The following is a 25780-nucleotide window of genomic DNA, read 5'->3' on the forward strand; positions in this document are numbered from 1 at the left end:
GGCTAGGAAAGCCCCGACCGTACCGGAGAGCGCGCGCCATGACCGATCCCTCGCCCCGCCTTGCCGTGCGCGCGATCGTGCTGCACGAGGACCGACTTCTGCTCGTGAACGCCTGGCCCTCGGGGCAGTCCGACCTCTGGGCCGCGCCGGGCGGGGGCGTCTCGCGCGGCGAGGCGCTCACCGCCACGCTGCGCCGGGAGGTGCACGAGGAGACGGGTCTCGCCGTCTCGGTCGGCCCGCCCTGCCTCGTCAACGAGTTCCACGACCCCGAAAGCGGCTACCACCAGGTCGAGGTCTTCTTCCGCTGCCGGCTTCTGTCCGGCACGCTCGCGTCCGACTGGCGCGATCCCGAGGGGATCGTGACGGAGCGCCGCTTCGTCACGCGCGCGGAGATGGCCGGCCTGCGCTACAAGCCCGACAGCCTGCCCGAGGCCGCCTGGGGCGACGCGCGGGCGCTTTACGACCCGCTGGAGACGATCTGCCGCTAGCCGGCCGGCGCAGCGAAGAAGCGCGGCCCGACGATCCGCGCGGCGATCGCCCCCGCGCCGGTGAGCGCGAGCGCCAGCACGAAGAGCCAGCCCACGAACGGGATTAGCCCGACGAGCGCGGCCACCACCGCCCCCGTCGACGCGGCGAGCGCGCGCTGGAGAAGCGTCGCGGGCTCGGACCGGCCCGCGGCCCCGAGAAGCCCGACGCCGAGGGCATAGGCGCCGACGACATAGCCAGCGACCCCGCCCAGCACCGCGACGAGGAACGCGACCGGCGTGACCAGCAGCCCGATCAGCGTCAGCGCGACGACCAGCCCGCCGCCGATCACCACCGACTGCGCCAGAAACCCCTGCCAGAGCGATGCGAAGGGCCGGGCGAGGATGCGCGCGCGCAGCGCCGCCATCGTCGCGGGCGCGAGCGCCGCGGCCAGCGTGGCAAGAAGCGCCACCGCGGCCACGCCAATCAGGAAGCCCGCCACCACCTCGCCCAGCGTGGGGCCCCGGATCGGGCGGGTTTCGGCCTCGAACTCGGACCGGGTGCGGCGCTCGATCCGGTCCTCGGGGACGACGCTTTCGGGCACCCGGATCCGCCCCGGGCGGCTCTCGTAAAGCACCAGCGGGCCGTCGATGCGCGCGCCCGGCCCGAAACTCGCATCCTTGGCGCTTAGGTGCGCGGGGCCCGAGATCACGCCCTCCACGCGCAGGTCGTCCGCGGCGACAAGCGCGTAGCCGCCGACATCGCCCAGAAGCGACACCCGCGCGCCAGAGGCACGCAGATCGCCCCCGACCGCGCCGAGCGTCACGTCGTAGCCGAAGACCGTGGCATCGCCGCCCACGGCCGCGCGCACCGCGACATCCATCGCCGCGGCATAGAGATCGCCCGCCACGGGGGCGTCGATGTCGAGCCGCCGCGCGGCCAGGAGCGCGTCGCCCGCCACGTCGGCCAGAACGCGCACCGCCTCGCCCGCCATCAGCACGTCGTCGGCCGGCGCGCCTTCGTGAACCGCCACGGCCGCGGCGCGGAACCGGTCGCCGGCAATGTCGAGCCCCACATCGGCGGCCGGGGCGGCCCCCGCCGCGGCGCAGAGCCACAGGGTCAGAATGATCAGATGGCGGCGCATGGACCTCTCCCCGATTCGGTATTCGCCCGGAGGCTAGGCCAGAGACGGGCCGGCGGAAATGCGTCGCGTCGACGATCCCGCCCAACGGAAAAGGGGCCGCACGCCGGCGGCCCCTCCCCTCGCGTTTCCGGTTGCCCGGAAGCTTACATCATGCCGCCCATGTCGGGCATGCCACCGCCGCCACCGGCGCCGGCACCTTCCTTCTGCGGCTTGTCGGCCACCATCGCCTCGGTGGTGATCAGCAGACCTGCCACGGATCCGGCATCCTGAAGCGCGGTGCGGACGACCTTCGCGGGGTCGATCACGCCGAACTTGAACATGTCGCCGTACTCGTCGGTCTGGGCGTTGTAGCCGAACTTGAGGTCATCGGTCTCGCGGATCTTGCCCGCCACGACCGAGCCGTCGACGCCCGCGTTCTCCGCGATCTGGCGCAGCGGCGCTTCGAGCGCGCGGCGCACGATCGCGATCCCGGCATTCTGGTCGGGGTTCGCGCCGGTGACGCCCTCGAGCGACTTGGCGCCCTGAACGAGGGACACGCCCCCGCCCACGACGATGCCTTCCTGCACCGCGGCGCGGGTCGCGTTCAGCGCGTCGTCGACGCGGTCCTTGCGCTCCTTCACCTCGACCTCGGTCATGCCGCCCACGCGGATGACCGCCACGCCGCCGGCGAGCTTGGCCACCCGCTCCTGCAGCTTCTCGCGGTCGTAGTCCGAGGTGGTCTCCTCGATCTGCTGACGGATCTGGGTGACGCGGGCCTCGATCTCGGACTTCTCGCCGTGGCCGTCGACGATGGTGGTCTCGTCCTTGGTGATGTTGACCGTCTTGGCCGAGCCGAGCATGTCCATCGTGACGTTCTCGAGCTTCATGCCGAGATCTTCCGAGATCACCTGGCCGCCGGTCAGGATCGCGATGTCCTGCAGCATGGCCTTGCGGCGATCGCCGAAGCCGGGCGCCTTGACGGCCGCGATCTTCAGGCCGCCGCGCAGCTTGTTGACCACGAGCGTGGCCAGCGCCTCGCCTTCCACGTCCTCGGCGATGATGAGGAGCGGCTTCTGCGACTGGATCACCTGCTCGAGCAGCGGCACCATCGGCTGGAGCGACGAGAGCTTCTTCTCGTGCAGCAGGATGAGGCAGTCGTCGAGCTCCGCGATCATCTTCTCGGAGTTCGTCACGAAGTAGGGCGAGAGATAGCCGCGATCGAACTGCATGCCCTCGACCACGTCCGTCTCGGTCTCGAGGCCCTTGTTCTCCTCGACGGTGATGACGCCCTCGTTGCCGACCTTCTGCATCGCGTCGGCGATCTGGCGGCCGATCTCGGCCTCGCCGTTGGCCGAAATGGTGCCGACCTGCGCGACCTCGTCGGAGTTCTCGACCTTGCGGGCGGCGCTCTTGATGTGCGCCACGACCTTCTCGACAGCGAGGTCGATGCCGCGCTTGAGGTCCATCGGGTTCATGCCGGCGGCGACCGCCTTCATGCCTTCCTTGACGATGGCCTGGGCCAGAACGGTGGCCGTGGTGGTGCCGTCGCCGGCTTCGTCATTGGTGCGCGAGGCCACTTCCTTGACCATCTGCGCGCCCATGTTCTCGAACTTGTCCTCGAGCTCGATCTCCTTGGCGACGGTGACGCCGTCCTTGGTGATGCGCGGGGCGCCGAAGGACTTTTCGATCACCACGTTACGGCCCTTCGGACCGAGGGTCACCTTCACGGCGTCGGCGAGGACGTTCACGCCCTTGAGCATCTTGTCGCGGGCATTCGTGTCGAATTTCACGTCTTTTGCAGACATGTGTGCTTCTCCCAGTATTCGGTTGTCAGTCAGACAGGGGCGGGATGGTGGCTCAGGCGGCCTTCGCTTCGGACTTGCCCTCGATGATGCCGAGGATGTCGCTCTCCTTCATGATGAGCAGTTCCTCGCCATCGATCGTCACCTCGGTGCCCGACCACTTGCCGAACAGGATGTGATCGCCTTCCTTGACGTCCATGGCGATCCGGTCGCCATCGTCGTCCCGCGCGCCGGCACCGGCGGCGACAACGACGCCTTCCTGCGGCTTTTCCTTGGCGCTGTCGGGAATGATCAGGCCACCGGCCGTCTTTTCGTCGCTTTCCACGCGGCGGACGAGCACGCGGTCATGAAGCGGTTTGAATGCCATCCTTGAGTCTCCTTGGCTCAAAGTTACGGTTACCCCTCGCTTGGGGCGTTAGCACTCGTCTATCCCGAGTGCTAGAAGCCGGGACATAGACACAAGCCCGGGCGCTGTCAATCCTGGGCCGGCAGGATTCTTCACGACCCCCTCGCGGTTTTGTCATCGCGACGCCGGGCGCCGTTGTCGCCGGTCCGCGGGGCGGGTATCCGGGACATGAGCAGGATGCAACAACAGCGGCCGGCCCGATCATGACACGCCTTCTTGCAAGCCTTCTTCTCGTGCTCTTCAGCGCCGGCGCCGCCTCGGCGCGCTGCGCAGGCGAGGACTTGCGCGGCACACTTTCGCCGGAAGACCGCGCCGCGCTCGCCAGCGCCGTCGCGGCCACCCCCTACCCCGAAGGCAACCGGTGGCGCGCCACCCGCGGCGCGCGGGTGATCGACATCGTGGGCACGATCCACCTGTCCGATCCCCGGCTCGATCCGGTGATGGAACGGCTCGCCCCCGCCGTGGCGGCGGCCGATCTCGTGCTTGTCGAGCTGTCGGACGAGGACGAGGCCGCGCTCCAGTCCGAGATCGCGGCCGACCCGGGGCGCCTGCTGCTGCCGGGCACCGAGACGCTTCCGGGGTTCATGGACGACGCGACCTGGCAGACCCTGTCGGACGCGATCCGGGCGCGCGGATTGCCGCCCGCGATGGCGGCGCGGATGCAGCCCTGGTACCTCTCGCTCCAGCTCGCGATCCCGCCTTGCGCCATGCCCGAAATCGTCGCGGGCGCGCGCGGCCTCGACCACCGCGTGATCGAGGCGGCCCGGGCCGGGGGCGTGCCGGTGCGCTCGCTCGAACCGGTCGACACGCTCTTCGCGCTCTTCGGCCAGGCTCCGCTCGAGGAGCAGGTGAAGATGCTGCTGCTCGGCATGATGCCCGCGGAGGCGACCGAGGACGCCTTCACCACCACCATCGAAGCCTATTTCGACGAGACCCACGCCGAGGGCTGGCAGATGGCGCGGGTGGTGGCGCGGCGCACGCTCGACCTTCCCGCCGAGGAGATCGACGCCGTTTTCGCCGAGATGGAGACACGACTTCTAGACGAGCGCAACAGGGCGTGGATCGACGTGATCGAGGCGGCCGAGGGCGACAGGCTCCTCCTCGCCTTCGGTGCGGCCCATCTCTTCGGCGAGGCCGGCGTTCTGGCCCTTCTGCAGCGCGAAGGCTACACCATCGCCCGCCTTCCGTTCTGAGCGGGCGAAGGCGCTTCGAGGCGCCTTGCCCGGGCCGCTTTCGTGGCGCCGGCCCGCGTCACGCGGCAAGCCCCCGGCCCCGCAGCAGGGCGGCGACGCCCGGCATCCGACCGCGAAACCGGGTGTAGAGCGCCTCCGCCTCCGCCGCCCCGCCGGCCGAGAGGATCTCGCGCTCGAGCCGCCGCGCGACCTCCGCGTCGAAGGGGCCGCCGGCCTCGCGGAACGCCTCGAACGCGTCGGCGTCCATCACCTCGGACCACATGTAGCTGTAATAGCCCGCCGAATAGCCGTCGCCGGCGAAGACATGGGCGAAATGGGGCGTGGCGTGGCGCATCCCGATCGCCCGCGGCATCCCGATCCCACCCAGCACGTCCGCCTGCCGCACCATCGGATCTGCTGGCGCGTCGCCCGCGTGAAGCTCCAGGTCGACGAGCGCCGAGGCGACGTATTCCACCGTCTGGAAGCCCGTGTCGAAATTCGCCACCTCGAGCATCTTCTCCAGCATCTCGCGCGGCATCGGCGCGCCGGTCTCGGCATGGGTGGCGAAACGCTCCAGAACCTCGGGCACCTCGAGCCAGTGCTCGAAGAGCTGGCTCGGCAGCTCGACGAAGTCACGGGCCACGGACGTGCCCGCCATAGAGCCGTAACGGACGTCCGAGAGGATGTGGTGCAGCGCGTGGCCGAACTCGTGGAACAGCGTGCGCGCGTCGTCATAGCTCAGCAGCGCGGGCGCGCCGGGCGACGGCTTCGCCAAGTTGCAGACATTGACCACCACCGCGCGGCGCGCCTCGGGCCAGTTGCGCTGGCCGTGGATCGTGCTGCACCAGGCGCCGGAGCGTTTCGTCGCCCGCGCGAAATGATCGGCCACGAATAGCGCCATGTGCCGGCCGTCGCGCGTGACCTCCCAGGCCCGGGCATCGGGATGATAGAGCGGCGCATCGACCTCCCGGAACTCGAGCCCGAAAAGTCGGCCGGCGGTGTCGAAGGCGGCCTCGATCATGCGTTCCAGCCGCAGATACGGCTTGAGCGCCGCTTCGTCGATCTCATGCTCCGCCTGGCGGCGTTTCTCGGCGTAATGGCGCCAGTCCCATGGCTCCAGATCCCCGTTCACCCCTTCCGCGTGCATCATCGCGGTCAGCGCCGCGGCGTCCGCCTCGGCCTGTGCCCGCGCAGGCTCCCACACCTCCATCAGCAGATCGCGGACCCGGTCGGGACTGCCCGCCATCTCCGTCTCGAGCTTCCAGTGGGCGAAGCTCGCATGGCCCAGCAGCCGCGCGCGCTCCTGCCGCAGCGCCAGCACCTCGGCGGCGATGGCGCGGTTGTCGGTCTCCCCGCCATTGGCGCCCCGCGAGGTCCACGCCCGCCACGCCCGCTCGCGCAGGTCGCGCCGGGGCGAGAATTGCAGGAAGGGCACGATCAGGGAGCGCGACAGCGTGACCACCGGCCCGGGCGCGCCTGCCTCGGCCCCCGCCGCCCGCGCCGCGGCGACCACGAACGCCGGAAGCCCCTCGAGATCCGCCTCGGAAAGATCGAGCCGCCATCCCGCCTCTTCCGCCAGCAGGTTCTGCGTGAACTGCGTGCCCAGCACCGCAAGCCGGCTCTTGATCTCGCGCATCCTCCGGGCCGCCGCGCCCTCGAGCGCCGCGCCGGCGCGGACGAAACCGCGATGGGTGAGTTCGAGCAGACGCGCGTCCTGCCCGTCGAGGTCGAGCGTGTCGCGCACCTCCCACACCGCGCGCACCCGCTCCCAGAGCGCGCGGTTGCCGTAAAGATCCGAGGCGAACTCGGCGAGCTTCGGCGAGAAGTCGCGCTGAAGCGCCTGGCGCGCGGGCGTGGCGTCCGCGCCCGCCACCGCGAAGAAGGCGCCGAGCACCCGGTCCAGCGCCCCGCCCGCGCCCTCGAGAGCCTGCACGGTGTTGGCGAAATCCGGTGGGGCGGGATCCGCCGCGATCGCCTCGATCTCGGCGCGCGCCTCTGCGAGCGCCGCTTCGAGGGCCGGCGCGAAATGCGCATCCTCGATCCGGTCGAAGGGCGGCAGGCCGTAAGGCGTGTCGAACGGCGCGAGCAGCGGATTGGTCATCACAATCTCCCTTCGGGTCCAGTGTGATCTATGCCGGTCCGCGGCCGGCGCCAGCCCCGCAGACGGCGCAGCCCGGGCGCGGCTTGACCGCCACCTGCCGCGTCTCGCCCCAGAGCGCGTCGTAAAGCGCGAGCCGCCCGCGCAGCGGCGCCCCCGCGCCGGTGACGAGCTTCACCCCCTCCACCGCCATCATCGCGCCTATGACGCCCGGAAGCGGCCCGAGCACGCCCGCCTCCGCGCAGGAGGGCGCAAGGCCCGGCGCCGGGCGCTCCGGAAAGACGCAGGCGTAGCAGGGCGCGCCCTCCGCCGGATCGAAGACCGAAACCTGCCCCTCCCACTGCGAGAGAGCGCCCCAGACGAGCGGCTTTCCCGCCGCCACGGCGGCGCGGTTCACAAGCTCGCGGGTGGCGAAATTGTCCGACCCGTCCAGGATCACGTCGTAGTCTGCGAAAAGCGCCTCCGCGACCTCCCCGTCCAGCCGGCGGCGGTAGGGCCGCACCGTGACGAAGGGGTTTTGCGCCTGAACCGCGGCCTGCGCCGAGAACACCTTCGGCATCCCGATATCGGCGTCGCGATGGATGACCTGCCGCTGGAGGTTGGCGTTTTCCACCGTATCGTCGTCGATCACGCCCAGCGTGCCCACCCCGGCCGCGCCCAAATACTGAAGCGCCGGCGCGCCCAGGCCGCCCGCGCCCACCACCAGCACCCGCGCCTGGCGCAGCGCCTGCTGTCCCGGCCCGCCGATCTCGCGAAGCATGATGTGGCGGGCATAGCGCTCCAGCTCGGCCTCGCCCATCGGGCCTTCGCCCGGGCGCGCCGGCGAGGCGGCCGACCCGGCATCCGTGACGCCGCCGCCAGCCCGCGCCCGAAGCCGCGCCAGCACCGCCCGGTACGCGATCGTCAGCGCCACGAAACCGCCGAGAATGAGCCAGAGCGCCGGAGAGCCGCCCGTCGCCTCGCGCAGCCCATGTCCCCGGGGCAGCGCGACCTGCACCATGAGCACCACGACATAAAGCAGGCCAAGCAAGAGAAACCGCGCCTGGCGCGGCACGCCGAGCGCCTTGCCCGCCCACCATATCGCGGCGCCGAGCGCGAGAACCAGAAGCATCAGCGCTCTCCCGTGGAGCCGAAGCCCCCCGCGCCGCGCGCTGTCGCCGAGAGCGCCGTCGCAAGCTCGAACCGGGCGCGCGTCACCGGCGCCACGACCATCTGCGCGATCCGCGCCCCATGCGCGACGTGGAACGGCGCCTCGCCCGCGTTCATGAGAACCACGCCCAGATCGCCGCGATAATCGCTGTCGATGGTGCCCGGCGCGTTGGGAAGGGTGATGCCGTGACCGAGCGCGAGCCCCGAGCGCGGACGGATCTGCACCTCGTGGCCCTCCGGGATCTCGAGACGAAGGCCCGTCGGCACGAGCGCCCGCGCCCCGGGCGCGAGCGTCACGCCCTCGCGCGCTCCGGGTGGAAAATTGGCCCGAAGATCCGCGCCCGCGGCGCCTTCCGTTGCGTAGGCGGGCAGCGGCACAGCGGGGTCGGCTTCCCCGCTGCGCATCACGCGCAGAACGACCATCGCTTTCCCGATCCTTCTTCTTGGTTCAAATACTCCCGCCGGAGGCACGCGCCGCAGGCGCGTTTCGTCACCCCAGCGCCTCGGCGATGCGTCCCGCGAGACGCCGCGCGACTTCGTCCTTCGACATGCGCGGCCAGCTCTCGGCGCCCGCGTCCGTGATCAGCGTGACCGCATTCTCGGCCCCGCCCATGATGCCCGTGCCCGGCGACACGTCGTTGGCCACGATCCAGTCGCAGCCCTTGCGCGCGCGCTTGACCGTGGCGTTCGCCACCACATCCGTCGTCTCGGCCGCGAACCCCACAACGAGACGGGGGCGCCCGGCCGCGCGCCCGGCGACCGCCGCCAGGATGTCGGGGTTCTCCACGAAGGCGAGCGTCGGCGCGTCACCCCCCGGCACCTTCTTGATCTTCTGTCGCGCGGCATCGGCCGCGCGCCAGTCGGCCACCGCGGCGGCTAAGATCGCGGCATCGGCGGGAAGCGCGGCCTCCACCCCCGCCAGCATCTCCCGTGCGGTCTCGACCTCCACCACCTCGACGCCTGCGGGGCGCGGCGCGGTCGCGGGCCCGGTGACGAAGACCACCTCCGCGCCCAGCGCGGCCAGCGCGCGGGCGAGCGCGGCGCCCTGCGCGCCGGACGAGCGGTTGGCGATGTAGCGTACCGGGTCGATGGGCTCGTGGGTGGGCCCCGAAGTCCCGACGACCCGCCGTCCGGCGAGCGGCCCCGCCGCGAGCGCGGACCGGACGGCCTCCACGATCCCGGCAGGCTCGGCCATCCGTCCCGGGCCCCATTCGCCGCAGGCCATGCCGCCCTCCTCGGGTCCCAGGAGGCGCACCCCGTCCACGGCAAGCATCTCGGCATTGCGCCGGGTCGCGGGATGCTCCCACATGCGCACGTTCATCGCCGGGGCGATCATCACCGGCGTGTCGGTGGCCAGCAGCAGGGTCGAGGCCAGGTCGTCCGCATGGCCCTGCGCCATCTTCGCCATCAGGTCCGCGGTGGCGGGTGCGACCAGGACGAGGTCGGCCACCCGCGACAGCTGGATGTGGCCCATCTCGGCTTCGTCGGTCAGGTCGAAGAGCTCGGTATAGACCTTCGCGCCGGCCAGCGAGGCCACGGAAAGCGGCGTGACGAATTCGCCCGCCGCCCGCGTCATCACGGGCGTGACCGACGCGCCGGCCTCGCGCAGCCGTCGGATCGTCTCCAGCGCCTTGTAGGCCGCGATGCCGCCGCCGATGATCAGAAGGATGCGCTTGCCCGCCAGCATGTCGTTCCCCGCGCTGCCAGCTTCGTTCTAGGGTGCCGGGAAGACCGAGACAAGGGAGCCGCCGAAAGCCGCTCGGCCTCGCGGCGGCCCCCCTGTGCCGCTTGGTCTTCGACGGTATCGGCGCGGCCGGACGGGGGACGCGCCGAGGCAAGGCCGGCGCCGTTACTCCGCGAAAGCCTCGCACGGGTCCGGCCGGTCGACGGGCTCAGTCACCACCCAGAGATCGTAGGGCGCCTCGCCCTCCGCCGGCGCGTCCTCGAGCTGGCCGAGCGACAGCACCGCGACCCCCGGCGCCGCCCGCGCGATCTTCGACGGCACGCCCCAATCCGTGCGGGCATGACCGTTGCCGGTGATCACCACCACCGGTCCGCCCGTGTCCTCGAGCGCGGCGAGGGCTGCGCGGGCCAGTGCCGCATCGCGCACGCGTTGCGCGCGCACCATGCCGGGCAGGAGTTCTTCGGGCAGCGCGTCGCAGTGGGCCGCCATCTGCATGGCCTCCCGCACGCGCTGCTGATCGTCGGGCAGCGGGCGGTCGAGCCCGAAGCGCGCGGCATCTTCCGGAAGGGCGTCGTCGCCCGCCACGATGCCGCGAAGGTCCTCCCGTGGCACCGCGGCACCGTAGAACGCCGCCTCGGGGGCGGCGGCGAAGATCGGATAATACATCGTGAAGTCGGGCCAGCCCGACTGGTCCCAGCCCAGAACGTCTCGCAGGGCGGTCTCGTCGGCCAGCAACTCCGGGGTCACCCGCGCGGCCTGCGCGGGCGTCAACATTTCGAAGACGAGCGCGGCGGGGGCCACCTGTGCCACGATCCGGGCCTGCGTTTCGTGGTGGCGCGGGTTATCGTGCACCTCGCCCAGGATCAGCAGCTCTGCCGGGGGGAGCTGGGCAAGTTGCCCGGGCGTCGCCTCATCGGCGGCGCCCGGGACCGTCCAGGCCGCAAGGGCGAGCGCGGCGAGCGTCAGGCGAGGAATGAGTGCACCTCGCGCGACTGCGTCTCCAGCGCGCGGCGCATCTTCTGGAACGCCGCCGCCTCGAGCTGGCGCACACGCTCCTTCGACAGGCCGAGCTCGTTGCCGAGGCTTTCCAGCGTGCGCGGCTCCTCGCGCAGTTTCCTCTCCCGCACGATGAAGCGCTCCCGCTCGTTCAGACCCTGCAAGGCCTCCACGAGCCAGCCGCGAAGCTGGGCGATGTCGTGGCTGTCCTCGACGAGGTCGGAGGCCTGCGCGCTGTCGTCCTCGATCGTCTCGATCCACTCGCGCCCCTCGTCATCGGCGGACTGCGTGGCGTTCAGCGAGAAATCGCTTCCGGACAGGCGCCCTTCCATCATTTCCACGTCGGCAAGCGGCACGCCGATCTCCGTGGAGATGAGCTGATGCAGCTGGTGGCGGTCGAGTTCCACCCCGTTCTGCGCCGCCTCGCGCTCCAGCCGCGCCTGCACACGGCGCATGTTGAAGAACAGCGATTTCTGCGAGGAGGTGGAGCCGGTGCGCACCATCGACCAGTTGCGCATCACGTAATCCTGGATCGAGGCCTTGATCCACCAGACGGCGTAGGTGGAGAACCGCACGCCCCGGTCGGGATCGAACTTGTCGGCGGCCTTCATCAGCCCGAGCCCGGCTTCCTGGATCAGGTCGTTCATCGGGGCGCCGTAGCGGCGGAACTTGGAGGCCATGGAGATCGCGAGGCGCATGTAGGCCGTGATCAGGCGGTGCAGCGCCTTCTCGTCGCGGTGGTCGCGCCATGCATAGACCAGCTGCAACTCGGTCTCGGCATCGAGCAGTTCGGCCTTCATGGCCTTCCGCGACAGGCTGGTGTCAGTTTCGGTATGAAGGGACATGATCGCTCCCCTTTCAGTGACGCCTTGGTTGACTTGTCTTTGTTCAGCATTACGCACGCCACTCCGAACCGGATCACGCACGAGTTGCATGCAATTGTCTGGGCCCCGCGTCGGCGGACAGCGCCTCCGCGCGCCCTGACCGCCGCTCGGAGGCGCAGCGGCCTTGTGTTGCAAGGGTCTTTTCCGACCGGCGCGCGGCCGCGTTAACTCTTTTGAAACCGGTCTTCACATATTCGTTAACGAGGATTTCCGGCGTGGAAGGCGCAATGGTGGCCACGGCCCATACGGTCGCGTTCGAAGGCGTGGAGGCGCGGCGCGTGGAGGTGCAGTGCGCCGTGGCGCCCGGGCTGCCCGCCTTTTCGGTCGTGGGGCTGCCCGACAAGGCGGTGAGCGAGGCGCGCGAGCGGGTTCGCGGCGCGCTCGCGGCGATGGCGATCGCGCTGCCGTCCAAACGCATCACCGTGAATCTCGCCCCCGCCGACCTGCCCAAGGAGGGCTCGCATTTCGATCTTCCCATAGCCCTGGCGCTGCTCGCCGCGCTCGAGATCGTGCCGGCCGACGCGGCGGATGGCACGATCGCGCTCGGCGAACTGGCGCTCGACGGGCGGCTCATGGCGGTGCCCGGGGCGCTGCCGGCCGCGCTCGCCGCCGCGGAGGATCACCGTGCGCTGCTCTGTCCGCGCGCCTCGGGGGCGGAGGCAGCCTGGGTCGGCGGCGCCCAGGTCATCGGGGCGGCAAGCCTGGGCGACGTCGTGCGCCACTTCACGGGACAGGCGCCGCTCAGCCCCGCCGAGCCCGGAGAGATCGCCCGCCCGCCCCCGGGCCGCGATCTTGCAGACGTGAAGGGGCAGGAACGCGCCAAGCGCGCGCTCGAGATCGCCGCCGCGGGACGGCATCACCTCATCATGATCGGCACGCCCGGATCGGGGAAGTCGATGCTGGCCGCGCGCATGCCCGGTCTGCTGCCGCCGCTCTCGGCGGTGGAGGCGCTCGAGACCTCGATGATCCACTCGCTCGCGGGACTTCTGGAGGAAGGCGGCATCTCGCGCACGCGACCCTTCCGCGAGCCGCACCACACCGCATCCATGGCCGCCATCGTCGGCGGCGGGAAAGGCGCGAAGCCCGGCGAGATCAGCCTCGCGCATAACGGCGTGCTCTTCATGGACGAGTTCCCGGAATTCCCGCGCGCCGTGCTGGAGACGCTCCGGCAGCCGATCGAGACGGGCGAGGTGACCGTGTCGCGCGCGAACGCCCATGTGCGCTATCCTTGCCGGTTCCTCCTCGTCGCGGCGGCAAATCCCTGCAAATGCGGGTACATGACCGATCCCGCCCGGGCCTGCGCGCGCGCACCCAATTGCGGAGAGGACTATCTCGGACGGATCTCGGGCCCGCTGATGGACAGGTTCGACCTGCGCGTGGAGGTCCCACCGGTCGCCTTCGCCGACCTCGACCTGCCCGCGCGCGGCGAGCCCACCGCGCCCGTCGCCGCCCGCGTGGCCGAGGCGCGCGCGCGCCAGGCGGCGCGTTTCGATGGTTCCCCGCTGCGGCAGAACGCGGACGCGGAGGGCGCGGCGCTCGAAGAGATCGCCACGCCCGACAGCGAGGGCCGCGCGCTTCTCGTCCGCGTGGCGGAACGCTTCGGGCTGTCGGCGCGCGGCTATCACCGCGTCCTTCGCGTGGCGCGCACGCTGGCGGATCTGGAGGGCGCGGCAGACGTGCGCGGGCCGCATGTCGCCGAAGCGGTGAGCTATCGCATCGTCGCGGCGAAGGAACTCTGAACGAAGCGCGCGGCTTTTTTCAGCGCGGCGCGCGCCTCGGGCAGCCAGCCGTCGAAGATCTGCCAGACATGGGGCACGCCCGGCCAGATCCCGGTCTCCACCTCCCCGCCCGCCGCGCGCAGGGCCGCGGCCATGCGCAGGGTATCGTCGCGCAGGATCTCCGTGTCGCCCACCTGGAAGAACGCCGGCGGAGGACGCTCGAACCGCGCGTAGAGCGGCGACAGGCGCGGATCGCGCGGATTCGCCTGCGCGCGCACGATCTCGACGACCTCCTCCATCCGTTGGACCGGCAGCAGCGGATCGGCCAGGGCGTTCTCGGCCAGCGACGGGCCCGTGAGCGCCAGGTCCGTCCAGGGCGAAAAGGCGAGGAGGCCGCGCGGGCGCACGCCTTCGCGCAAAAGCCGCGCCATGAGCGCCAGCGCAAGCCCGCCCCCCGCACTGTCCCCGCCCAGAAGGATGTCATCCGGCGCGTAGCCCAGCGCCGCCAGGGCTTCCCATGCCGCGCAGGCGTCCTCGAAGGCGGCCGGAAACGGCGCCTCCTGCGCGAGACGGTATTCAGGCGCGCAGATCTCGACGCCGGAAAGCGCCGACAGCCGGCCCAGCATTCCCCCGTGCGTGCGTGCGCTGCCGGCAATATAGGCGCCGCCGTGAAACCACAGGACGACGCGGCGCGGCACGCAGGGGCCGGCCGAAATCCACGCGAGCCGCGGCGCGCCGCGGCGCAGCAGGCGCAGGTTGGGCGGCTGGCGCAAAAGGGCTGCCGCGCGCTCGAAGTCCCGCTCCGCCTGCTCCGGCGTCGCGGTGCGGGCGAGCCATGGCTTCGCCGTCACGCGAAGCCCGGCCGCAAGAAGGGCGAGCCGCCGGCTCGTCACCGGCCCGCGGCTCGGCGCGCCTCGATCGCCTCCCAGATACGGGCCGCGACGTTCGCCCCGTCGAAACGCTCCAGTTCCTGCAGGCCGGTGGGCGAGGTCACGTTGATCTCGGTCAGATGCCCGCCGATCACGTCGATGCCGACGAAGACCTGGCCGCGCTCGCGCAGGAGCGGGCCGATCGCCGCGCAGATCTCCCGGTCGCGGTCGGAGAGCTCCGCGGGCTCGGCCCGGCCGCCCACATGCATGTTGGAGCGCGTCTCGCCCGCCGCGGGCACGCGGTTGATCGCGCCCGCGGCCTCGCCGTCGACCAGGATCACCCGCTTGTCGCCCTCCGAGACGGCCGGCAGGAACTTCTGCACGATGAGCGGCTCGCGCGAGAAGCCGGTGAAAAGCTCGTAGAGCGCCGAGAGGTTCCGGTCGTTCCTGTCGAGGCGGAAGACGCCCGCCCCGCCATTGCCGTAAAGCGGCTTCAGGATCACGTCGCCATGGCGGTCCTTGAAGGCGCGGATGGTGGCGAGATCCCGTGCGATGGCCGTGGGCGGGGTGAGGTCCGGGAAATCCAGCACGAGGAGTTTCTCGGGAAAGTTCCGCACCCAGAACGGGTCGTTCACGACCAGCGTGCCGGGAGCGAGGCGCTGCAGCAAATGGGTCGTGGTGATGTAGTGCATGTCGAAGGGCGGATCCTGGCGCAGCCAGACGACGTCGAACTCATCGAGCGTCACGGTCTCCATCTCGCCCAGCACGGCATGATCGCCGCGGACCCGTCGCACCTGTAGCGTCTGGCCCCGCGCGGTGATCCGACCCTCCTCGTAGGCGAGCGTTCCGGGCGTGTAGTAGAAGAGGTCATGACCCCGCGCCTGCGCCTCCTCGGCGAGGCGGAAGGTGCTGTCGGCGTCGATGTCGATCGCACCGATCGGATCCATCTGGAAGGCGACTCGCATGATGCGCGGCTCCGGCGTTGTGGCGGCGCCCCTTCATGGCGCAGCCCCCGCCGGGGCGCAACGCCCGTGCCGGGCCCGGTCGCGGTCAGGCCGCGCCGAAGGCGTTCTCGAGCACCGCGACCTCGCCCGTGCCGTTCACCAGCGCCACGTCGAACCGCATCTCGGTGAGCAGGCCGTGCGACATCCGCCCGAGATACTCTTCCGCCGCGGCACAGAGCCGTCCGCGCTGGCGCGCGGTCAGCCGCTCGGCCGCGCGCGCATGGCTCGCCGCGCGCTTGACCTCCACGAAGACGATCGTCGCGCCGTCCCGTGCCACCAGATCGATCTCGCCGGCCGCGCCGCGCCAGCGCCGGTCGAGGATCGCGCAGCCCGCGCCCGCATAGCGCCGCGCCGCCGCCTCTTCCGCCGCCTGTCCGGAAAGATGGGCCCGTCCGCCCCGCGTCGCGCGCTGTGCAGCATGGACCGGCCCTGTCATCGTTCGCCCCGCTCCTTCCTGAGCGCCATCTGGTAGACATGCCGGCGCTGCGCGCCGGTTTCGCGCGCGACGGTGTCGGCCGCGTCGCGCACCGACATCGTGCCGAGTGCCGCCTCGAGCTTCTCGTCTAGCACCGAGTCGCTAACGGTTTCCGAACGCCCGCGCCCGACGACGACCACCACCTCGCCCTTCACCGGCGTCGCGGCCATCGTCTCGGCAAGCTCTCCCAAGGGCGCGCGACGGCACTCCTCGAACCGCTTGGTGAGTTCCCGGCAGACCGCCGCGGGGCGATCATGCCCCAGCGTCGCCGCCGCGTCGGCCAGCATCGCGGCGAGGCGGCGGGGCGATTCGTAGAAGACGAGGGTCGCGGGAACCGGCGCCAGTTCGCCCAGCGACCGGCGCCGCTGCGCCGCCGCGGGCGGCAGGAAGCCCGCGAAAAGGAAACGGTCCGTCGGCAGGCCCGCCACGGTGAGCGCAGCGAGCGCCGCCGAGGGTCCGGGGGCTGCGGTCACGGCATGGCCCGCGGCCACCGCCTCGCGCACCAGCTGGTAGCCGGGATCGGCCACGAGCGGCGTTCCCGCCTCGCTGGCATAGGCCACCGAGCGGCCCGCCGCGAGCTCGGCAAGCAGCCGCGGACGCATCTTCGCGCCATTGTGGTCGTGGTAGGCGAGGAACGTCCGCCCCCCCGGCGCAAGGCCGTGGATCTCCATCAGCCTGCGCAGGCTCCGGGTGTCCTCGGCCGCCAGCACGTCGGCGTCGCGCAGCACGTCGAGCGCGCGCAGCGTGATGTCGCGCGCGTTCCCTATGGGCGTGGCGACCAGATACAGTCCCGGCGCCAGCCCGCTTTCCCGTCCAATCGACACTGGACCCGCCTTTCCTGGTGGTTATGATCGGCCACGCCACGCCACGCGCGCCGCGACAGGCGCCGCCAAGGGAGCGATCCAATGTTTTCGGTTTTCAGCGCCGCCCGCAAGCCCGCCGCCCGGCTTATCGCCGTCCTGTCGCTGTTCTGGCTCGCCGCCTGCGACGTGACGGCGCCCGGCGCGCCGCTGGCGACGGGGCGTCCCGTCGATCCCGACCGCCCGGTGCCGGTGGCGCTTCTCGTTCCACGAAGCTCGGAGGGCGCATCCGGTGTGGCGCGAAGCCTCGAGGCGGCGGCGCGGCTTGCCGTGGCCGATCTGAGCGGCGTGACGATCGACCTGCGCGTCTACGACACGGCCGGCAGTTCGGCGCGCGCGGCGCAGGTCGCCCAGCAGGCCGCCGACGAGGGCGCGGCCGTGATCCTCGGCCCGCTCTTCGGCGACGCGGCCAATGCCGCGGCGGTGGCGGTGGCCGACGATGGCGTGACGGTGCTGAGCTTTTCCAACAACACCTCCATCGCCGGCGGCAATCTTTTCGTCCTGGGCCCCACCTTCGAGAACACGGCCGAACGGCTCGCCCGGTACGCGTCGCGGCAGGGCAAGCGGAGCCTCGTGACCGTCCACCCCGCGAACGTCGAGGGGCAGTTCGGGCGGAACGCGATAAGGTCGGCCGCGGTGTCGAACGGGATCGCCGTTGCGGGCGAGGTGTCCTTTCCCTTCACCGAGCAGGGCGCGATCTCGGCGGCGTCGCAGGTCGCGCAGACCGTGCGCGCGAATGACGCCGACGCGGTGTTTCTCACCTCGAATTCCGCGGGCGCGCTTCCGCTGCTCGCCCAGCTCATCCCCGAACGCGGCATCGATCCGGAGGTGACGCAATACATCGGTCTCGCGCGGTGGGACGTGCCGCCCCAGACGCTCGAGCTTCCCGGGCTCGAGGGGGGCTGGTTCGCCCGTCCCGACGAGGCGCTGCAGGCGCAGTTCCGCGCCCGTTACCAGGCCGCGAACGGCGAAGCGCCGCATCCGCTGGCGGGCCTCGCCTATGACGGCATCGCCGCCATCGGCGCGCTTGCCCGAAGCGGCAGCCGCGACGCGCTGAGCCCGCAGAGCTTCACCCGCTCGCGGGGCTTCGCGGGGACCGGCGGTGCCTTCCGCCTGCGCCCCGACGGCACCAACGAGCGCGCCCTTGCCGTGGCGACGATCCGCGACCGGCAGGTGGTCATCCTCGACCCCGCCCCGAGAAGTTTCGCCGGTGCCGGGTCCTGAGGCCGCGCTCGCACCCGCCGCCGAACGGCCCGCACCCGACGCGCTGATCTGTCCGCCCGACGCGATCTTCGACGCGAGGGCGGTGCAGGCGGCGCTTTCCGCGTCGGCGGAGGCGGACGATCCCCGTGCGCAGGCCGTGACCATCCTGCGCGAGGCGCGGGCGCGCGGGCGGGACGCGATCGCGGAGGCCCTCGTGGCGCGCCCCTTCGAGGCGCGGGCGGCCGTACGCGCCTACGCCCACCTCACCGACGAGATCGTGCGGACCACATGGCGGCTCGCGGCGGAGCGGCTGGTGCCCCCGCCCGAAGGGAAGCCCGACACCCCGGGCATGGCCGTTCTCGGCGTCGGTGGCTACGGGCGGGGCGAGATGGCACCCTTCTCGGACGTGGATCTGCTCTTTCTCACGCCCGGCGGGTCCAATCCGTTCTGCGAGCAGGTGATCGAGACCGTTCTCTACATCCTCTGGGACCTGAAGCTGAAAGTGGGCCACGCCACCCGCACGGTGAAGGACTGCCTCAAGCTCGGCGGAGAGGATTTCACGATCCGGACCGCGCTTCTGGAAAGCCGCTTTCTCTGCGGCGAGCGGTCGCTTGCCGCCACCCTGGAAACCCGGCTCGAGGCCGAGCTTTTCGCGGGCAGCGAGCGCGCGTTCATCGAGGCCAAGCTTTCCGAGCGCGACGCGCGCCACAAGAAGCAGGGCCAGCGTTACATGGTCGAGCCCAACGTGAAGGAGGGCAAGGGCGGGCTGCGTGACCTGCAATCGCTCTACTGGATCGCGAAATACGTCCACCACGTCGACGATGCCGCGGATCTCGTGCCCATCGGCGTGTTCCGGCCCGAGGAATACCAGCGCTTCGCCCGTGCCGAGGCCTTCCTCTGGGCGGTGCGCTGCCACATGCACCTGCTTGCCGGACGCGCGGTGGAGCAACTCACCTTCGACCTTCAGGTCGAGGTGGCAGAGCGCCTGGGCTACGCCGACCGCGCCGGACGTCGCGCGGTGGAGCATTTCATGCAGGACTACTTCCTGCACGCCACCGCCGTGGGCGATCTGACGCGGATCTTCCTCACCGCGCTCGAGGCGGACCATTCCCGCGGGACGCCGCTTCTGGAGCGCATCTTCCGCCGCACCCCCAGGACCAAGCCGGGCTACGAGGTGGTCCACGGCCGCCTCGCGATCGCGGACGACGCCACCTTCCTCGACGACAAGCTCAACATCCTGCGGCTTTTCGAGGAAGGGCTGCGCACGGGGCTTCTGATCCACCCGGACGCGATGCGCCTCGTGCGCGCCAACCTCCACCTGATCGACGACGGGATGCGCCGCGACCGGGAGGCCCGGCGCATCTTCGTCGATCTTCTGCTCAAGCACGGCAATCCCGAACGCGCGCTCAGGCGGATGAACGAGCTCGGCGTGCTGGCCGCCTTCATCCCCGAATTCGCCCCCGTGGTGGCGATGATGCAGTTCAACATGTACCACCACTACACGGTGGACGAACACACCATCCAGTGCATCAGCCACCTCGCCCGGATCGAGCGCGGCGAACTCGGCGAGGAGCTTCCCGTCTCCTCCGAGATCATCGAGAAGGGCATAAACCGGCGGGTTCTCTACGTTGCCCTTCTCTGCCACGACATCGGCAAGGGGCGGGAGGAGGATCACTCCGTTCTCGGCGCGCGGCTCGCCCGCAAGATCGCGCCGCGGCTCGGGCTGAAGAAATCCGAATGCGAGACCGTCGAATGGCTGGTGCGCTACCACCTGCTCATGTCCGACATGGCGCAGAAGCGCGACATCGCCGATCCGCGCACGGTGCGCGACTTCGCCAAGGCGGTGAAGACGGTGGAGCGGCTCGACCTTCTGACGGTGCTCACCGTGTGCGACATCCGGGGCGTCGGCCCGGGCACCTGGAACAACTGGAAGGCCGCGCTTCTGCGCGCGCTCTACCGGCAGACGCGCCGCGCGCTCAAGGACGGGATGGAGGCGCTCAACCGCGAGAACCGCGGCGCGGAGGCCAAGAAGCTGCTGCGCAAGCGCCTCAAGGACTGGGACAAGACCGAGATCCGGCGCGAGACGCAGCGCCACTACCCGGCCTACTGGCAGGGCCTGCACGTCACCGCCCACGAGGTCTTCGCGCGGCTTCTGCGCGACATCGGCGAAAGCGACATCCGCATCGACCTGCACCCCGACGAGGACCGGGACGCGACGCGGGTCTGCTTCGCGCTCGCCGATCATCCCGGCATCTTCTCGCGCCTCGCGGGCGCGCTGGCGCTCGTGGGCGCGAACGTGGTGGACGCGCGCACCTACACCACCAAGGACGGCTTCGCGACCGCCGCCTTCTGGGTGCAGGACGCCGAGGGCAGCCCCTACGAAGCCGACAGGCTGCCCCGGCTCGAGCGGACGATCAAGAAAACCCTCAAGGGCGAGGTCGTGCCCCGCGAGGCGATGAAGCCGCGCGACCGCATGAAGAAGCGTGAAAAGGCGTTCCGGGTGCCGACCTCGATCACCTTCGACAATGACGGGTCGGACATCTACACGATCATCGAGGTGGACACGCGCGACCGGCCGGGGCTTCTCTACGACCTGACGCGGGTTCTGGCCGACAACCACGTCTACATCGCCTCGGCGGTGATCGCGACCTATGGCGAGCAGGTGGTCGACAGCTTCTACGTCAAGGACATGTTCGGGCTGAAGTTCCATTCCGAGGCGCGGCAGAAGGCGCTGGAGAAGAAGCTGCGCCAGGCGATCACGGCGGGCGTCGAGAGGGCCAATTCTTGAAGCCCATCCGGCTGATGGCGGGGTTCCTGACGGTCGGCGTGTGGACGTTGGCAAGCCGCGTCCTCGGTTTCCTGCGCGACGTCCTGATCCTGGGTTTTCTCGGCACCGGCCCGCTTTACGAGGCCTATGTCGTCGCCTTCCGCCTGCCCAACATGTTCCGCCGCTTCTTCGCCGAGGGCGCCTTCAACATGGCCTTCGTGCCGATGTTCTCGAAGAAGCTCGAGGGCGAGGAAGACGCGCGGGCCTTCGCGCGAGAGGCCTTCGCGGGGCTCGCCAGCGTGCTGATCGCCCTCACCCTGATCGCGCAACTCGCCATGCCCTGGCTCATCCTGGCCATGGCCAGCGGCTTCGCGGGGCGGGAGGAATTCGGTCTGTCGGTCGAGTTCGGGCGTATCGCCTTTCCCTACATCCTCTTCATCTCGCTGGCCGCGCTGCTCTCGGGTGTGCTGAACGCGACGGGGCGCTTCGCCGCCGCCGCGGCGGCGCCGGTGCTGCTCAACGTCATCCTCGTCTCGGCGATGGCGGGGGCGCACTGGCTGGGCGGCGATGTCGCGCGCGCGCTCATCTGGGCCATCCCGGCGGCGGGCGTCGCGCAACTGCTGCTGGTGGGCTGGGCCGCCCGCGGCGCGGGCTTCACCATGACCTTCCAGCGCCCGCGCCTTTCACCGGAACTCCGCCGCCTGGTGAAGATCGCGATCCCCGCCGCGCTCGCCGGGGGCGTGGTGCAGGTCAATCTGCTCGTGGGCCAGCAGGTGGCAAGCTACTTCGACCGCGCGGTGGGCTGGCTCTACGCGGCGGACCGGCTTTACCAGCTGCCGCTCGGCGTGGTGGGCATCGCCATCGGCATCGTGCTCCTGCCGGACCTCTCGCGGCGGCTCAAGGCCGGCGACGACACGGGCGGGCGGCACGCGCTGTCGCGGGCGGGCGAGATCTCGCTCGCACTCACCGTGCCCTGCGCCGTGGCGCTGGTGGCGGTGCCGCTGCCCATCGTCTCGGGTCTGTTCGAGCGCGGCGCGACCCGTCCCGAGGACAGCGCGGCCATCGCCCTCGCCGTGGCGATCTACGGGCTGGGCCTGCCCGCCTTCGTGCTCCAGAAGGTGCTCCAGCCGCGCTATTTCGCGCGCGAGGACACGCGCACGCCCTTCCGCTCCGCGGTCTGGGCCATGGTGGTGAACGCCGTCGTCGCGGTCGGGCTCGCGCCCTTCATCGGCTGGATCGCCTCGGCGATCGCCACCTCGGCAGCGGCCTGGGTGATGGTGGCGCTGCTCGTCGCGGGCACGCGCCCGATGGGCGAGGTCGCGCGCTTCGACGCGCGGTTCGCCACACGGCTCTGGCGCATCCTGCTGGCCTCGGGCGTGATGGGCGCGGCCCTCGTCGCCGGGGATCGCGCGCTCGGCGCGGCGCTCTACCTGCCGGGCTGGCGCTACGCGGCGCTGGCCGCTCTGGTGGCGGGCGGCGCGCTCGTCTACCTCGCCGCGGCCCACGTCACCGGCGCGCTGCGCCTGTCGGAGATGCGCACCGCGCTGCGCCGGGGCGGCTGACCGTCCGCGTCAGTCGTGGCGCAGGCGCGCCCGGATCCGCGACCATCCCCCCGGGCTCACGAAGAACGACATGACGAACCCCGCGACGAACCCCGCCACGTCCGCCAGCCAGTCGGTGCGCATCCCGAAGAAGACGCCGAAGACGAGCTGCAGCAGCAGCAGCACCCCGATCAGGGTGAAGGCGCGCACCTGCCGCTCGCCCAGCTGCCCGAGCCGCATCCAGAGGAGATAGGTGAAGGCGCCGATCAGCCCGTAGACGCCCGGGAACGCGCCGATGAGCCAGTTCGATCCCGGCACGAACAGGCTGAAGGCCAGCGCGCCCACAAGCCCCGACACGAAGAACACGCCGAGCGTCGCCGCGGCGCCGAAGACCTCGCCCACCATCTTGCCCAGCGCGAGCAGCATCACCGCGGCGAAGAGCGCGTGGGTGAAGCTGCCGTGAACGAACTGGTAGGTCACGAACCGCTTGAGGAAATCGGCAGGCCAGTTCCCGGTGGCCATCATCCAGCCCAGCATCTCGCTGTTGAGGCCGTAGCTCTCGAACGCCGCGAGGCGCCAGCCCACCGCGCCGGGTCCGCCCAGCAGTCCGCGCGCCCCGAGCGTGAAGGCGGCCTCGATGCCGACCACGAGAAGGAAGAGCGCCACCACGAAAGGCGGAAGCGGGTTCACGGGCGCGTTGGGGTCGGGGCTGCTCATGGGCTCTCCGGCGGGCTTCTTGACGGCTCTCGCCCCCATGGGTAAGCGACCGCGGACGCCAACGCCAGACGGAGAATTCCGATGCCCGACGCGGACCCCCTCGCCGGTTTCACGCCCCGCGTGTTCTCGGGCATCCAGCCCTCGGGCGGGCTCACGCTCGGAAACTACCTGGGCGCGATGAAGCGTTTCGTGGACATGCAGGACCAGGGGATCGAGACGATCTACTGCATGGTGGACATGCACGCGATCACCGTCTGGCAGGATCCCGGAAAGCTCACCCGCGCCACCCGCGAGCTTTGCGCGGGCTTCATCGCCGCGGGGCTCGACCCGAAGAAATCGGTCCTTTTCAACCAGAGCCAGGTGCCCGAGCACGCGCAGCTTGCCTGGATCTTCAACTGCGTGGCGCGCATGGGCTGGATGAAGCGCATGACCCAGTGGAAGGACAAGGCCGGCAAGAACCAGGAGGAGGCGAGCCTGGGCCTCTTCGCCTACCCCGCGCTGATGGCCGCCGACATCCTCGTCTACCACGCGACCCATGTGCCCGTGGGCGAGGACCAGAAGCAGCATCTCGAACTCACCCGCGACATCGCGGCGAAGTTCAACCACGATTACGGGGTGGAGTTCTTCCCGCTCACCGAGCCTGTGATCGAGGGCGCGGCGACGCGGGTGATGTCGCTGCGGGACGGCACGAAGAAGATGTCGAAGTCCGATCCCTCCGACATGTCCCGGATCAACCTCACCGACGACGCCGACGCGATCTCGCAGAAGATCCGCAAGGCGCGGACGGATCCGCAGCCCCTGCCCTCGGACCATGCCGGGCTCGAGGAGCGGCCCGAGGCGCGCAACCTCGTGAACATCTACGCGGCGCTCGCCGACATGGAGGTCGAGACGGTGCTGGCCGAACACGGCGGCAGGCAGTTTTCCGAGTTCAAGCCGGCGCTCGCCGAACTCGCCGTCGAGACGCTCGCCCCCATCTCCGGCGAGATGGCGCGGCTCATGGAAGCGCCCGAGGAGATCGACGCCATTCTTGCCCAGGGCGCGGCCCACGCCCGCGTCATCGCGGCGCCGATCCTGAAACGCACCTACGAGATCGTGGGAATGGTCGGCGCCTGATCCCGTGCGCCGGGCGGCGCGGGCGCTCCCGGGGCCGGCGCGGCGCCGCAAACGCTCCGACGCGGGCCTGGCCTCGCCTCCGCCGCGGCCGGAAGCCTTCAGCGCGCAACCTCCTCGCGCTCCACGGTCCGGTGCCGCCCTCTTCGCCCGGCGCCCGATCGCCCTGGGCTGCCCTCGGCCGGGGGTGATTACGGTCTGGACCTCCTCCGGCGCCGCCCCTAGGGTCGCGCGCGATCCGAACGAGGGGAGGCGTTTTTGGCCATGGCCACCGGCACGAATATCAGGACTTACTTCGACGGGCGCTGGCATGACGGCGACATCCCCGTGATGAAGGCCGCCGACCACGGCTCCTGGCTCGGCACGACGGTTTTCGACGGGGCGCGCTACGTGAACGGGATCGCGCCCGATCTCGACGCGCATTGCGCGCGGGTGAACCGCTCCGCCGAGGCGCTGATGATCGAGCCCACGGTCACCGCCGAGGACATGGTGGAAATCGTGCGCGAGGGGTTGAGGGCCTACCCGAAGGAGGCCGCGATCTACATCCGCCCGATGTACTGGGCGCTCGAGGGCGATTATCTGGGCATCGTGCCGAAGAAGGGCGCGACGGGTTTCGCGATCTCGCTGGAGGAGATCCCGATGGCCGCACCCGACGCGGCCACCACGCTCACCACCACCCGCTTCCGCCGCCCGGTGCTGGAGGACGCCGTGGTGAACGCCAAGGCCGGCTGCCTCTATCCGAACAATGCACGGATGCTGGCGGAGGCGCGGGCGAAAGGCTTCGGCAACGCGCTCGTGGCCGACGCGCTCGGCAACGTGGCCGAGGCCGCCACCGCGAACGTCTTCATGGTCCGGGACGGCGTGGCCTTCACCCCCATCGCCAACGGCACCTTCCTCGCGGGGATCACCCGCGCGCGGCACATGGCCAACATGCGCGCCGACGGGATCGAGGTTCGCGAGGCGGTGCTGAGCTTCGACGATTTCCGCAACGCGGACGAGGTATTCCTGTCGGGTAACCTGATGAAGGTGACGCCCGTGACGGCCTTCGACGACACGCGGTACCAGGTGGGGCCGGTCACCCGCCGGGTGCGCGAGCTCTACTGGGACTGGGCAGCGTCCTCTGCATGAGGGGCGCGCGCCGGGACAGACGCATTGCCTGACCCCGGCGCAGCCGTCATGATGCCGGTCACAGCGAGGAGAGCCTGGCCATGCGCAAGTTCCTTGTCGTTCTGGACGACAGCCAAGAGTGCCTGAACGCGATGCGCTTCGCGGCCATGCGCGCGGCGAACACCGGCGGCGGCGTCGAGGTCCTGGCCGTCATCGCTCCCGACGAGTTCAACCACTGGATCGGCGTGGGCGAGGTCATGCGGGAGGAGGCGCGCGAGCGCATTCACGCCCATTTCGAGGTGTTCGCCAAGTGGATGCGCGACAAGCAGAACGTGGATCCGGAACTGGTGATCCGCGAAGGCGAGCAGGTGCCCGAGATCCTCGCGCAGGTCAGGGACGACCCCGACGTCGGCGTCGTCGTGCTGGGTGCGGCGACGGGCGCCAAGGGGCCGGGGCCACTGGTCACGCAGCTGACCAAGAATGCAGGCTCGCTTCCCGTTCCGATCACCATCGTGCCGGGCGACATGTCGAAGGACCGGCTGCAGGCGATCACGTGAACCGCGCCTCAGCGAACTTAGAACCGTTCCAAACCTTGACACCCCGGCGGCCGAAGCGCATCTCTCATTCAAA

Annotated in this window: 23 protein-coding genes; 9 read left to right on the forward strand and 14 right to left on the reverse strand. The window is 70.7% G+C overall.

Translation table 11 applies throughout. The annotated features are described in order from the left end of the window. Positions 1-38 precede the first annotated feature (38 nt). The gene (locus AB6A65_RS05990) at positions 39-488 is read left to right on the forward strand and encodes an NUDIX domain-containing protein (protein WP_371037451.1); all 450 of its coding nucleotides are present in this window, start codon (positions 39-41) and stop codon (positions 486-488) included. On the opposite strand, the gene AB6A65_RS05995 is transcribed toward AB6A65_RS05990, so the two are convergent. The 3 genes from AB6A65_RS05995 to groES all read right to left on the reverse strand — a co-directional run bounded on the left by AB6A65_RS05995 (position 485) and on the right by groES (position 3757). Then, on the reverse strand, positions 485-1609 hold the full coding sequence (locus AB6A65_RS05995) for a hypothetical protein (RefSeq protein ID WP_371037452.1): 1125 nt from the start codon (positions 1607-1609) through the stop codon (positions 485-487). The genes AB6A65_RS05990 and AB6A65_RS05995 overlap by 4 nt on opposite strands. 143 nt (positions 1610-1752) lie before the next feature. After that, positions 1753-3393: a chaperonin GroEL gene (gene groL, locus AB6A65_RS06000; RefSeq protein ID WP_371037453.1), complete on the reverse strand. Its 1641-nt coding sequence runs from the start codon at positions 3391-3393 to the stop codon at positions 1753-1755. 52 nt (positions 3394-3445) lie between these two features. Further along, positions 3446-3757 carry a co-chaperone GroES gene (gene groES / locus AB6A65_RS06005; RefSeq protein WP_371037454.1) on the reverse strand — a complete coding sequence of 104 codons (312 nt, stop codon included), beginning with the start codon at positions 3755-3757 and terminating at the stop codon, positions 3446-3448. A gap of 242 nt (positions 3758-3999) precedes the next feature. Here groES and AB6A65_RS06010 point away from each other — a divergent pair, with 242 nt between their 5' ends. Further along, positions 4000-4989, forward strand: coding sequence for a TraB/GumN family protein (locus AB6A65_RS06010; RefSeq protein ID WP_371037455.1), 990 nt, complete (start codon positions 4000-4002; stop codon positions 4987-4989). Between the two features lie 58 nt (positions 4990-5047). Here AB6A65_RS06010 and AB6A65_RS06015 read toward each other — a convergent pair whose 3' ends face one another. The 6 genes from AB6A65_RS06015 to AB6A65_RS06040 all read right to left on the reverse strand — a co-directional run bounded on the left by AB6A65_RS06015 (position 5048) and on the right by AB6A65_RS06040 (position 11740). Continuing rightward, positions 5048-7069, reverse strand: coding sequence for a M3 family metallopeptidase (locus AB6A65_RS06015; RefSeq protein WP_371037456.1), 2022 nt, complete (start codon positions 7067-7069; stop codon positions 5048-5050). A gap of 28 nt (positions 7070-7097) precedes the next feature. Then, entirely contained in the window at positions 7098-8177 is a 1080-nt protein-coding gene (locus AB6A65_RS06020; RefSeq protein WP_371037457.1) for a ThiF family adenylyltransferase, read from the reverse strand. Next, the gene (gene dut / locus AB6A65_RS06025) at positions 8177-8638 is read right to left on the reverse strand and encodes a dUTP diphosphatase (protein ID WP_371037458.1); all 462 of its coding nucleotides are present in this window, start codon (positions 8636-8638) and stop codon (positions 8177-8179) included. The genes AB6A65_RS06020 and dut overlap by 1 nt, the downstream gene beginning before the upstream one ends. A 67-nt stretch (positions 8639-8705) precedes the next feature. Then, positions 8706-9902, reverse strand: coding sequence for a bifunctional phosphopantothenoylcysteine decarboxylase/phosphopantothenate--cysteine ligase CoaBC (coaBC, locus tag AB6A65_RS06030; protein ID WP_371037459.1), 1197 nt, complete (start codon positions 9900-9902; stop codon positions 8706-8708). A gap of 162 nt (positions 9903-10064) precedes the next feature. Next, the gene (locus AB6A65_RS06035; protein ID WP_371037648.1) at positions 10065-10874 is read right to left on the reverse strand and encodes a ChaN family lipoprotein; all 810 of its coding nucleotides are present in this window, start codon (positions 10872-10874) and stop codon (positions 10065-10067) included. Continuing rightward, a complete protein-coding gene (locus tag AB6A65_RS06040) occupies positions 10862-11740 on the reverse strand; it encodes an RNA polymerase factor sigma-32 (RefSeq protein ID WP_371037460.1) in 879 nt (292 codons plus the stop codon). Before AB6A65_RS06040 ends, AB6A65_RS06035 begins: the two co-directional genes overlap by 13 nt. Before the next feature lie 266 nt (positions 11741-12006). Between AB6A65_RS06040 and AB6A65_RS06045 the strand changes: the two genes are divergently transcribed. Next, positions 12007-13518 (forward strand): YifB family Mg chelatase-like AAA ATPase, encoded by a 1512-nt coding sequence (locus AB6A65_RS06045; RefSeq protein WP_371037649.1) that lies wholly within the window; start codon positions 12007-12009, stop codon positions 13516-13518. Here AB6A65_RS06045 and AB6A65_RS06050 read toward each other — a convergent pair. From AB6A65_RS06050 to rsmI, 4 genes are all read right to left on the reverse strand, one after another. Continuing rightward, on the reverse strand, positions 13488-14390 hold the full coding sequence (locus AB6A65_RS06050) for an alpha/beta hydrolase fold domain-containing protein (RefSeq protein WP_371037461.1): 903 nt from the start codon (positions 14388-14390) through the stop codon (positions 13488-13490). The genes AB6A65_RS06045 and AB6A65_RS06050 overlap by 31 nt on opposite strands. Next, positions 14387-15331 (reverse strand): glutathione synthase, encoded by a 945-nt coding sequence (gene gshB / locus AB6A65_RS06055; RefSeq protein WP_371037462.1) that lies wholly within the window; start codon positions 15329-15331, stop codon positions 14387-14389. Before gshB ends, AB6A65_RS06050 begins: the two co-directional genes overlap by 4 nt. Positions 15332-15416: 85 nt before the next feature. Next, positions 15417-15806: a YraN family protein gene (locus AB6A65_RS06060; RefSeq protein ID WP_371037463.1), complete on the reverse strand. Its 390-nt coding sequence runs from the start codon at positions 15804-15806 to the stop codon at positions 15417-15419. Next, on the reverse strand, positions 15803-16663 hold the full coding sequence (gene rsmI, locus AB6A65_RS06065; RefSeq protein ID WP_371037650.1) for a 16S rRNA (cytidine(1402)-2'-O)-methyltransferase: 861 nt from the start codon (positions 16661-16663) through the stop codon (positions 15803-15805). The genes AB6A65_RS06060 and rsmI overlap by 4 nt, the downstream gene beginning before the upstream one ends. Positions 16664-16750: 87 nt before the next feature. Here rsmI and AB6A65_RS06070 point away from each other — a divergent pair, with 87 nt between their 5' ends. Genes AB6A65_RS06070 through murJ form a run of 3 tightly spaced genes read left to right on the forward strand, consistent with a single transcriptional unit; the run spans position 16751 to position 22237 of the window. Further along, on the forward strand, positions 16751-17929 hold the full coding sequence (locus AB6A65_RS06070; protein ID WP_371037464.1) for a penicillin-binding protein activator: 1179 nt from the start codon (positions 16751-16753) through the stop codon (positions 17927-17929). Then, complete coding sequence (locus tag AB6A65_RS06075) at positions 17916-20696, forward strand: [protein-PII] uridylyltransferase (protein ID WP_371037465.1); 2781 nt, start codon at positions 17916-17918, stop codon at positions 20694-20696. The genes AB6A65_RS06070 and AB6A65_RS06075 overlap by 14 nt, the downstream gene beginning before the upstream one ends. Further along, positions 20693-22237 (forward strand): murein biosynthesis integral membrane protein MurJ, encoded by a 1545-nt coding sequence (gene murJ / locus AB6A65_RS06080; RefSeq protein ID WP_371037466.1) that lies wholly within the window; start codon positions 20693-20695, stop codon positions 22235-22237. Before AB6A65_RS06075 ends, murJ begins: the two co-directional genes overlap by 4 nt. 9 nt (positions 22238-22246) lie before the next feature. Here the strand turns inward: murJ and AB6A65_RS06085 are convergent, their stop codons facing one another. Then, positions 22247-22933, reverse strand: a complete 687-nt coding sequence (locus AB6A65_RS06085; RefSeq protein WP_371037467.1) for a rhomboid family intramembrane serine protease — start codon at positions 22931-22933, stop codon at positions 22247-22249. 81 nt (positions 22934-23014) lie between these two features. On the opposite strand from AB6A65_RS06085, the gene trpS reads away from it, so the two are divergent. From trpS to AB6A65_RS06100, 3 genes are all read left to right on the forward strand, one after another. Continuing rightward, positions 23015-24046: a tryptophan--tRNA ligase gene (gene trpS / locus AB6A65_RS06090; protein ID WP_371037468.1), complete on the forward strand. Its 1032-nt coding sequence runs from the start codon at positions 23015-23017 to the stop codon at positions 24044-24046. Positions 24047-24307: 261 nt separating this feature from the next. Then, positions 24308-25171, forward strand: coding sequence for a branched-chain amino acid aminotransferase (locus AB6A65_RS06095; RefSeq protein WP_371037469.1), 864 nt, complete (start codon positions 24308-24310; stop codon positions 25169-25171). 80 nt (positions 25172-25251) lie between these two features. Next, positions 25252-25707, forward strand: a complete 456-nt coding sequence (locus AB6A65_RS06100) for a universal stress protein (RefSeq protein ID WP_371037470.1) — start codon at positions 25252-25254, stop codon at positions 25705-25707. Positions 25708-25780: the final 73 nt, after the last annotated feature.

The sequence above is a fragment of the Rhodosalinus sp. FB01 genome (assembly GCF_041365715.1).
GTDB lineage: Bacteria > Pseudomonadota > Alphaproteobacteria > Rhodobacterales > Rhodobacteraceae > Rhodosalinus.

Bases quoted from the DNA above. Each gene is read 5' to 3' on its own strand.
- trpS (WP_371037468.1), top strand. From the start codon at position 23,015: ATGCCCGACGCGGACCCCCTCGCCGGTTTCACGCCCCGCGTGTTCTCG.
- AB6A65_RS06085 (WP_371037467.1), bottom strand. From the start codon at position 22,933: ATGAGCAGCCCCGACCCCAACGCGCCCGTGAACCCGCTTCCGCCTTTC.
- gshB (WP_371037462.1), bottom strand. From the start codon at position 15,331: ATGCGAGTCGCCTTCCAGATGGATCCGATCGGTGCGATCGACATCGAC.
- AB6A65_RS05990 (WP_371037451.1), top strand. From the start codon at position 39: ATGACCGATCCCTCGCCCCGCCTTGCCGTGCGCGCGATCGTGCTGCAC.
- AB6A65_RS06060 (WP_371037463.1), bottom strand. From the start codon at position 15,806: ATGACAGGGCCGGTCCATGCTGCACAGCGCGCGACGCGGGGCGGACGG.
- AB6A65_RS06015 (WP_371037456.1), bottom strand. From the start codon at position 7,069: ATGACCAATCCGCTGCTCGCGCCGTTCGACACGCCTTACGGCCTGCCG.
- AB6A65_RS06010 (WP_371037455.1), top strand. From the start codon at position 4,000: ATGACACGCCTTCTTGCAAGCCTTCTTCTCGTGCTCTTCAGCGCCGGC.
- AB6A65_RS06020 (WP_371037457.1), bottom strand. From the start codon at position 8,177: ATGCTTCTGGTTCTCGCGCTCGGCGCCGCGATATGGTGGGCGGGCAAG.
- AB6A65_RS06095 (WP_371037469.1), top strand. From the start codon at position 24,308: ATGGCCACCGGCACGAATATCAGGACTTACTTCGACGGGCGCTGGCAT.
- groL (WP_371037453.1), bottom strand. From the start codon at position 3,393: ATGTCTGCAAAAGACGTGAAATTCGACACGAATGCCCGCGACAAGATG.
- groES (WP_371037454.1), bottom strand. From the start codon at position 3,757: ATGGCATTCAAACCGCTTCATGACCGCGTGCTCGTCCGCCGCGTGGAA.
- AB6A65_RS05995 (WP_371037452.1), bottom strand. From the start codon at position 1,609: ATGCGCCGCCATCTGATCATTCTGACCCTGTGGCTCTGCGCCGCGGCG.
- AB6A65_RS06045 (WP_371037649.1), top strand. From the start codon at position 12,007: ATGGTGGCCACGGCCCATACGGTCGCGTTCGAAGGCGTGGAGGCGCGG.
- coaBC (WP_371037459.1), bottom strand. From the start codon at position 9,902: ATGCTGGCGGGCAAGCGCATCCTTCTGATCATCGGCGGCGGCATCGCG.
- AB6A65_RS06040 (WP_371037460.1), bottom strand. From the start codon at position 11,740: ATGTCCCTTCATACCGAAACTGACACCAGCCTGTCGCGGAAGGCCATG.
- AB6A65_RS06100 (WP_371037470.1), top strand. From the start codon at position 25,252: ATGCGCAAGTTCCTTGTCGTTCTGGACGACAGCCAAGAGTGCCTGAAC.
- AB6A65_RS06070 (WP_371037464.1), top strand. From the start codon at position 16,751: ATGTTTTCGGTTTTCAGCGCCGCCCGCAAGCCCGCCGCCCGGCTTATC.
- dut (WP_371037458.1), bottom strand. From the start codon at position 8,638: ATGGTCGTTCTGCGCGTGATGCGCAGCGGGGAAGCCGACCCCGCTGTG.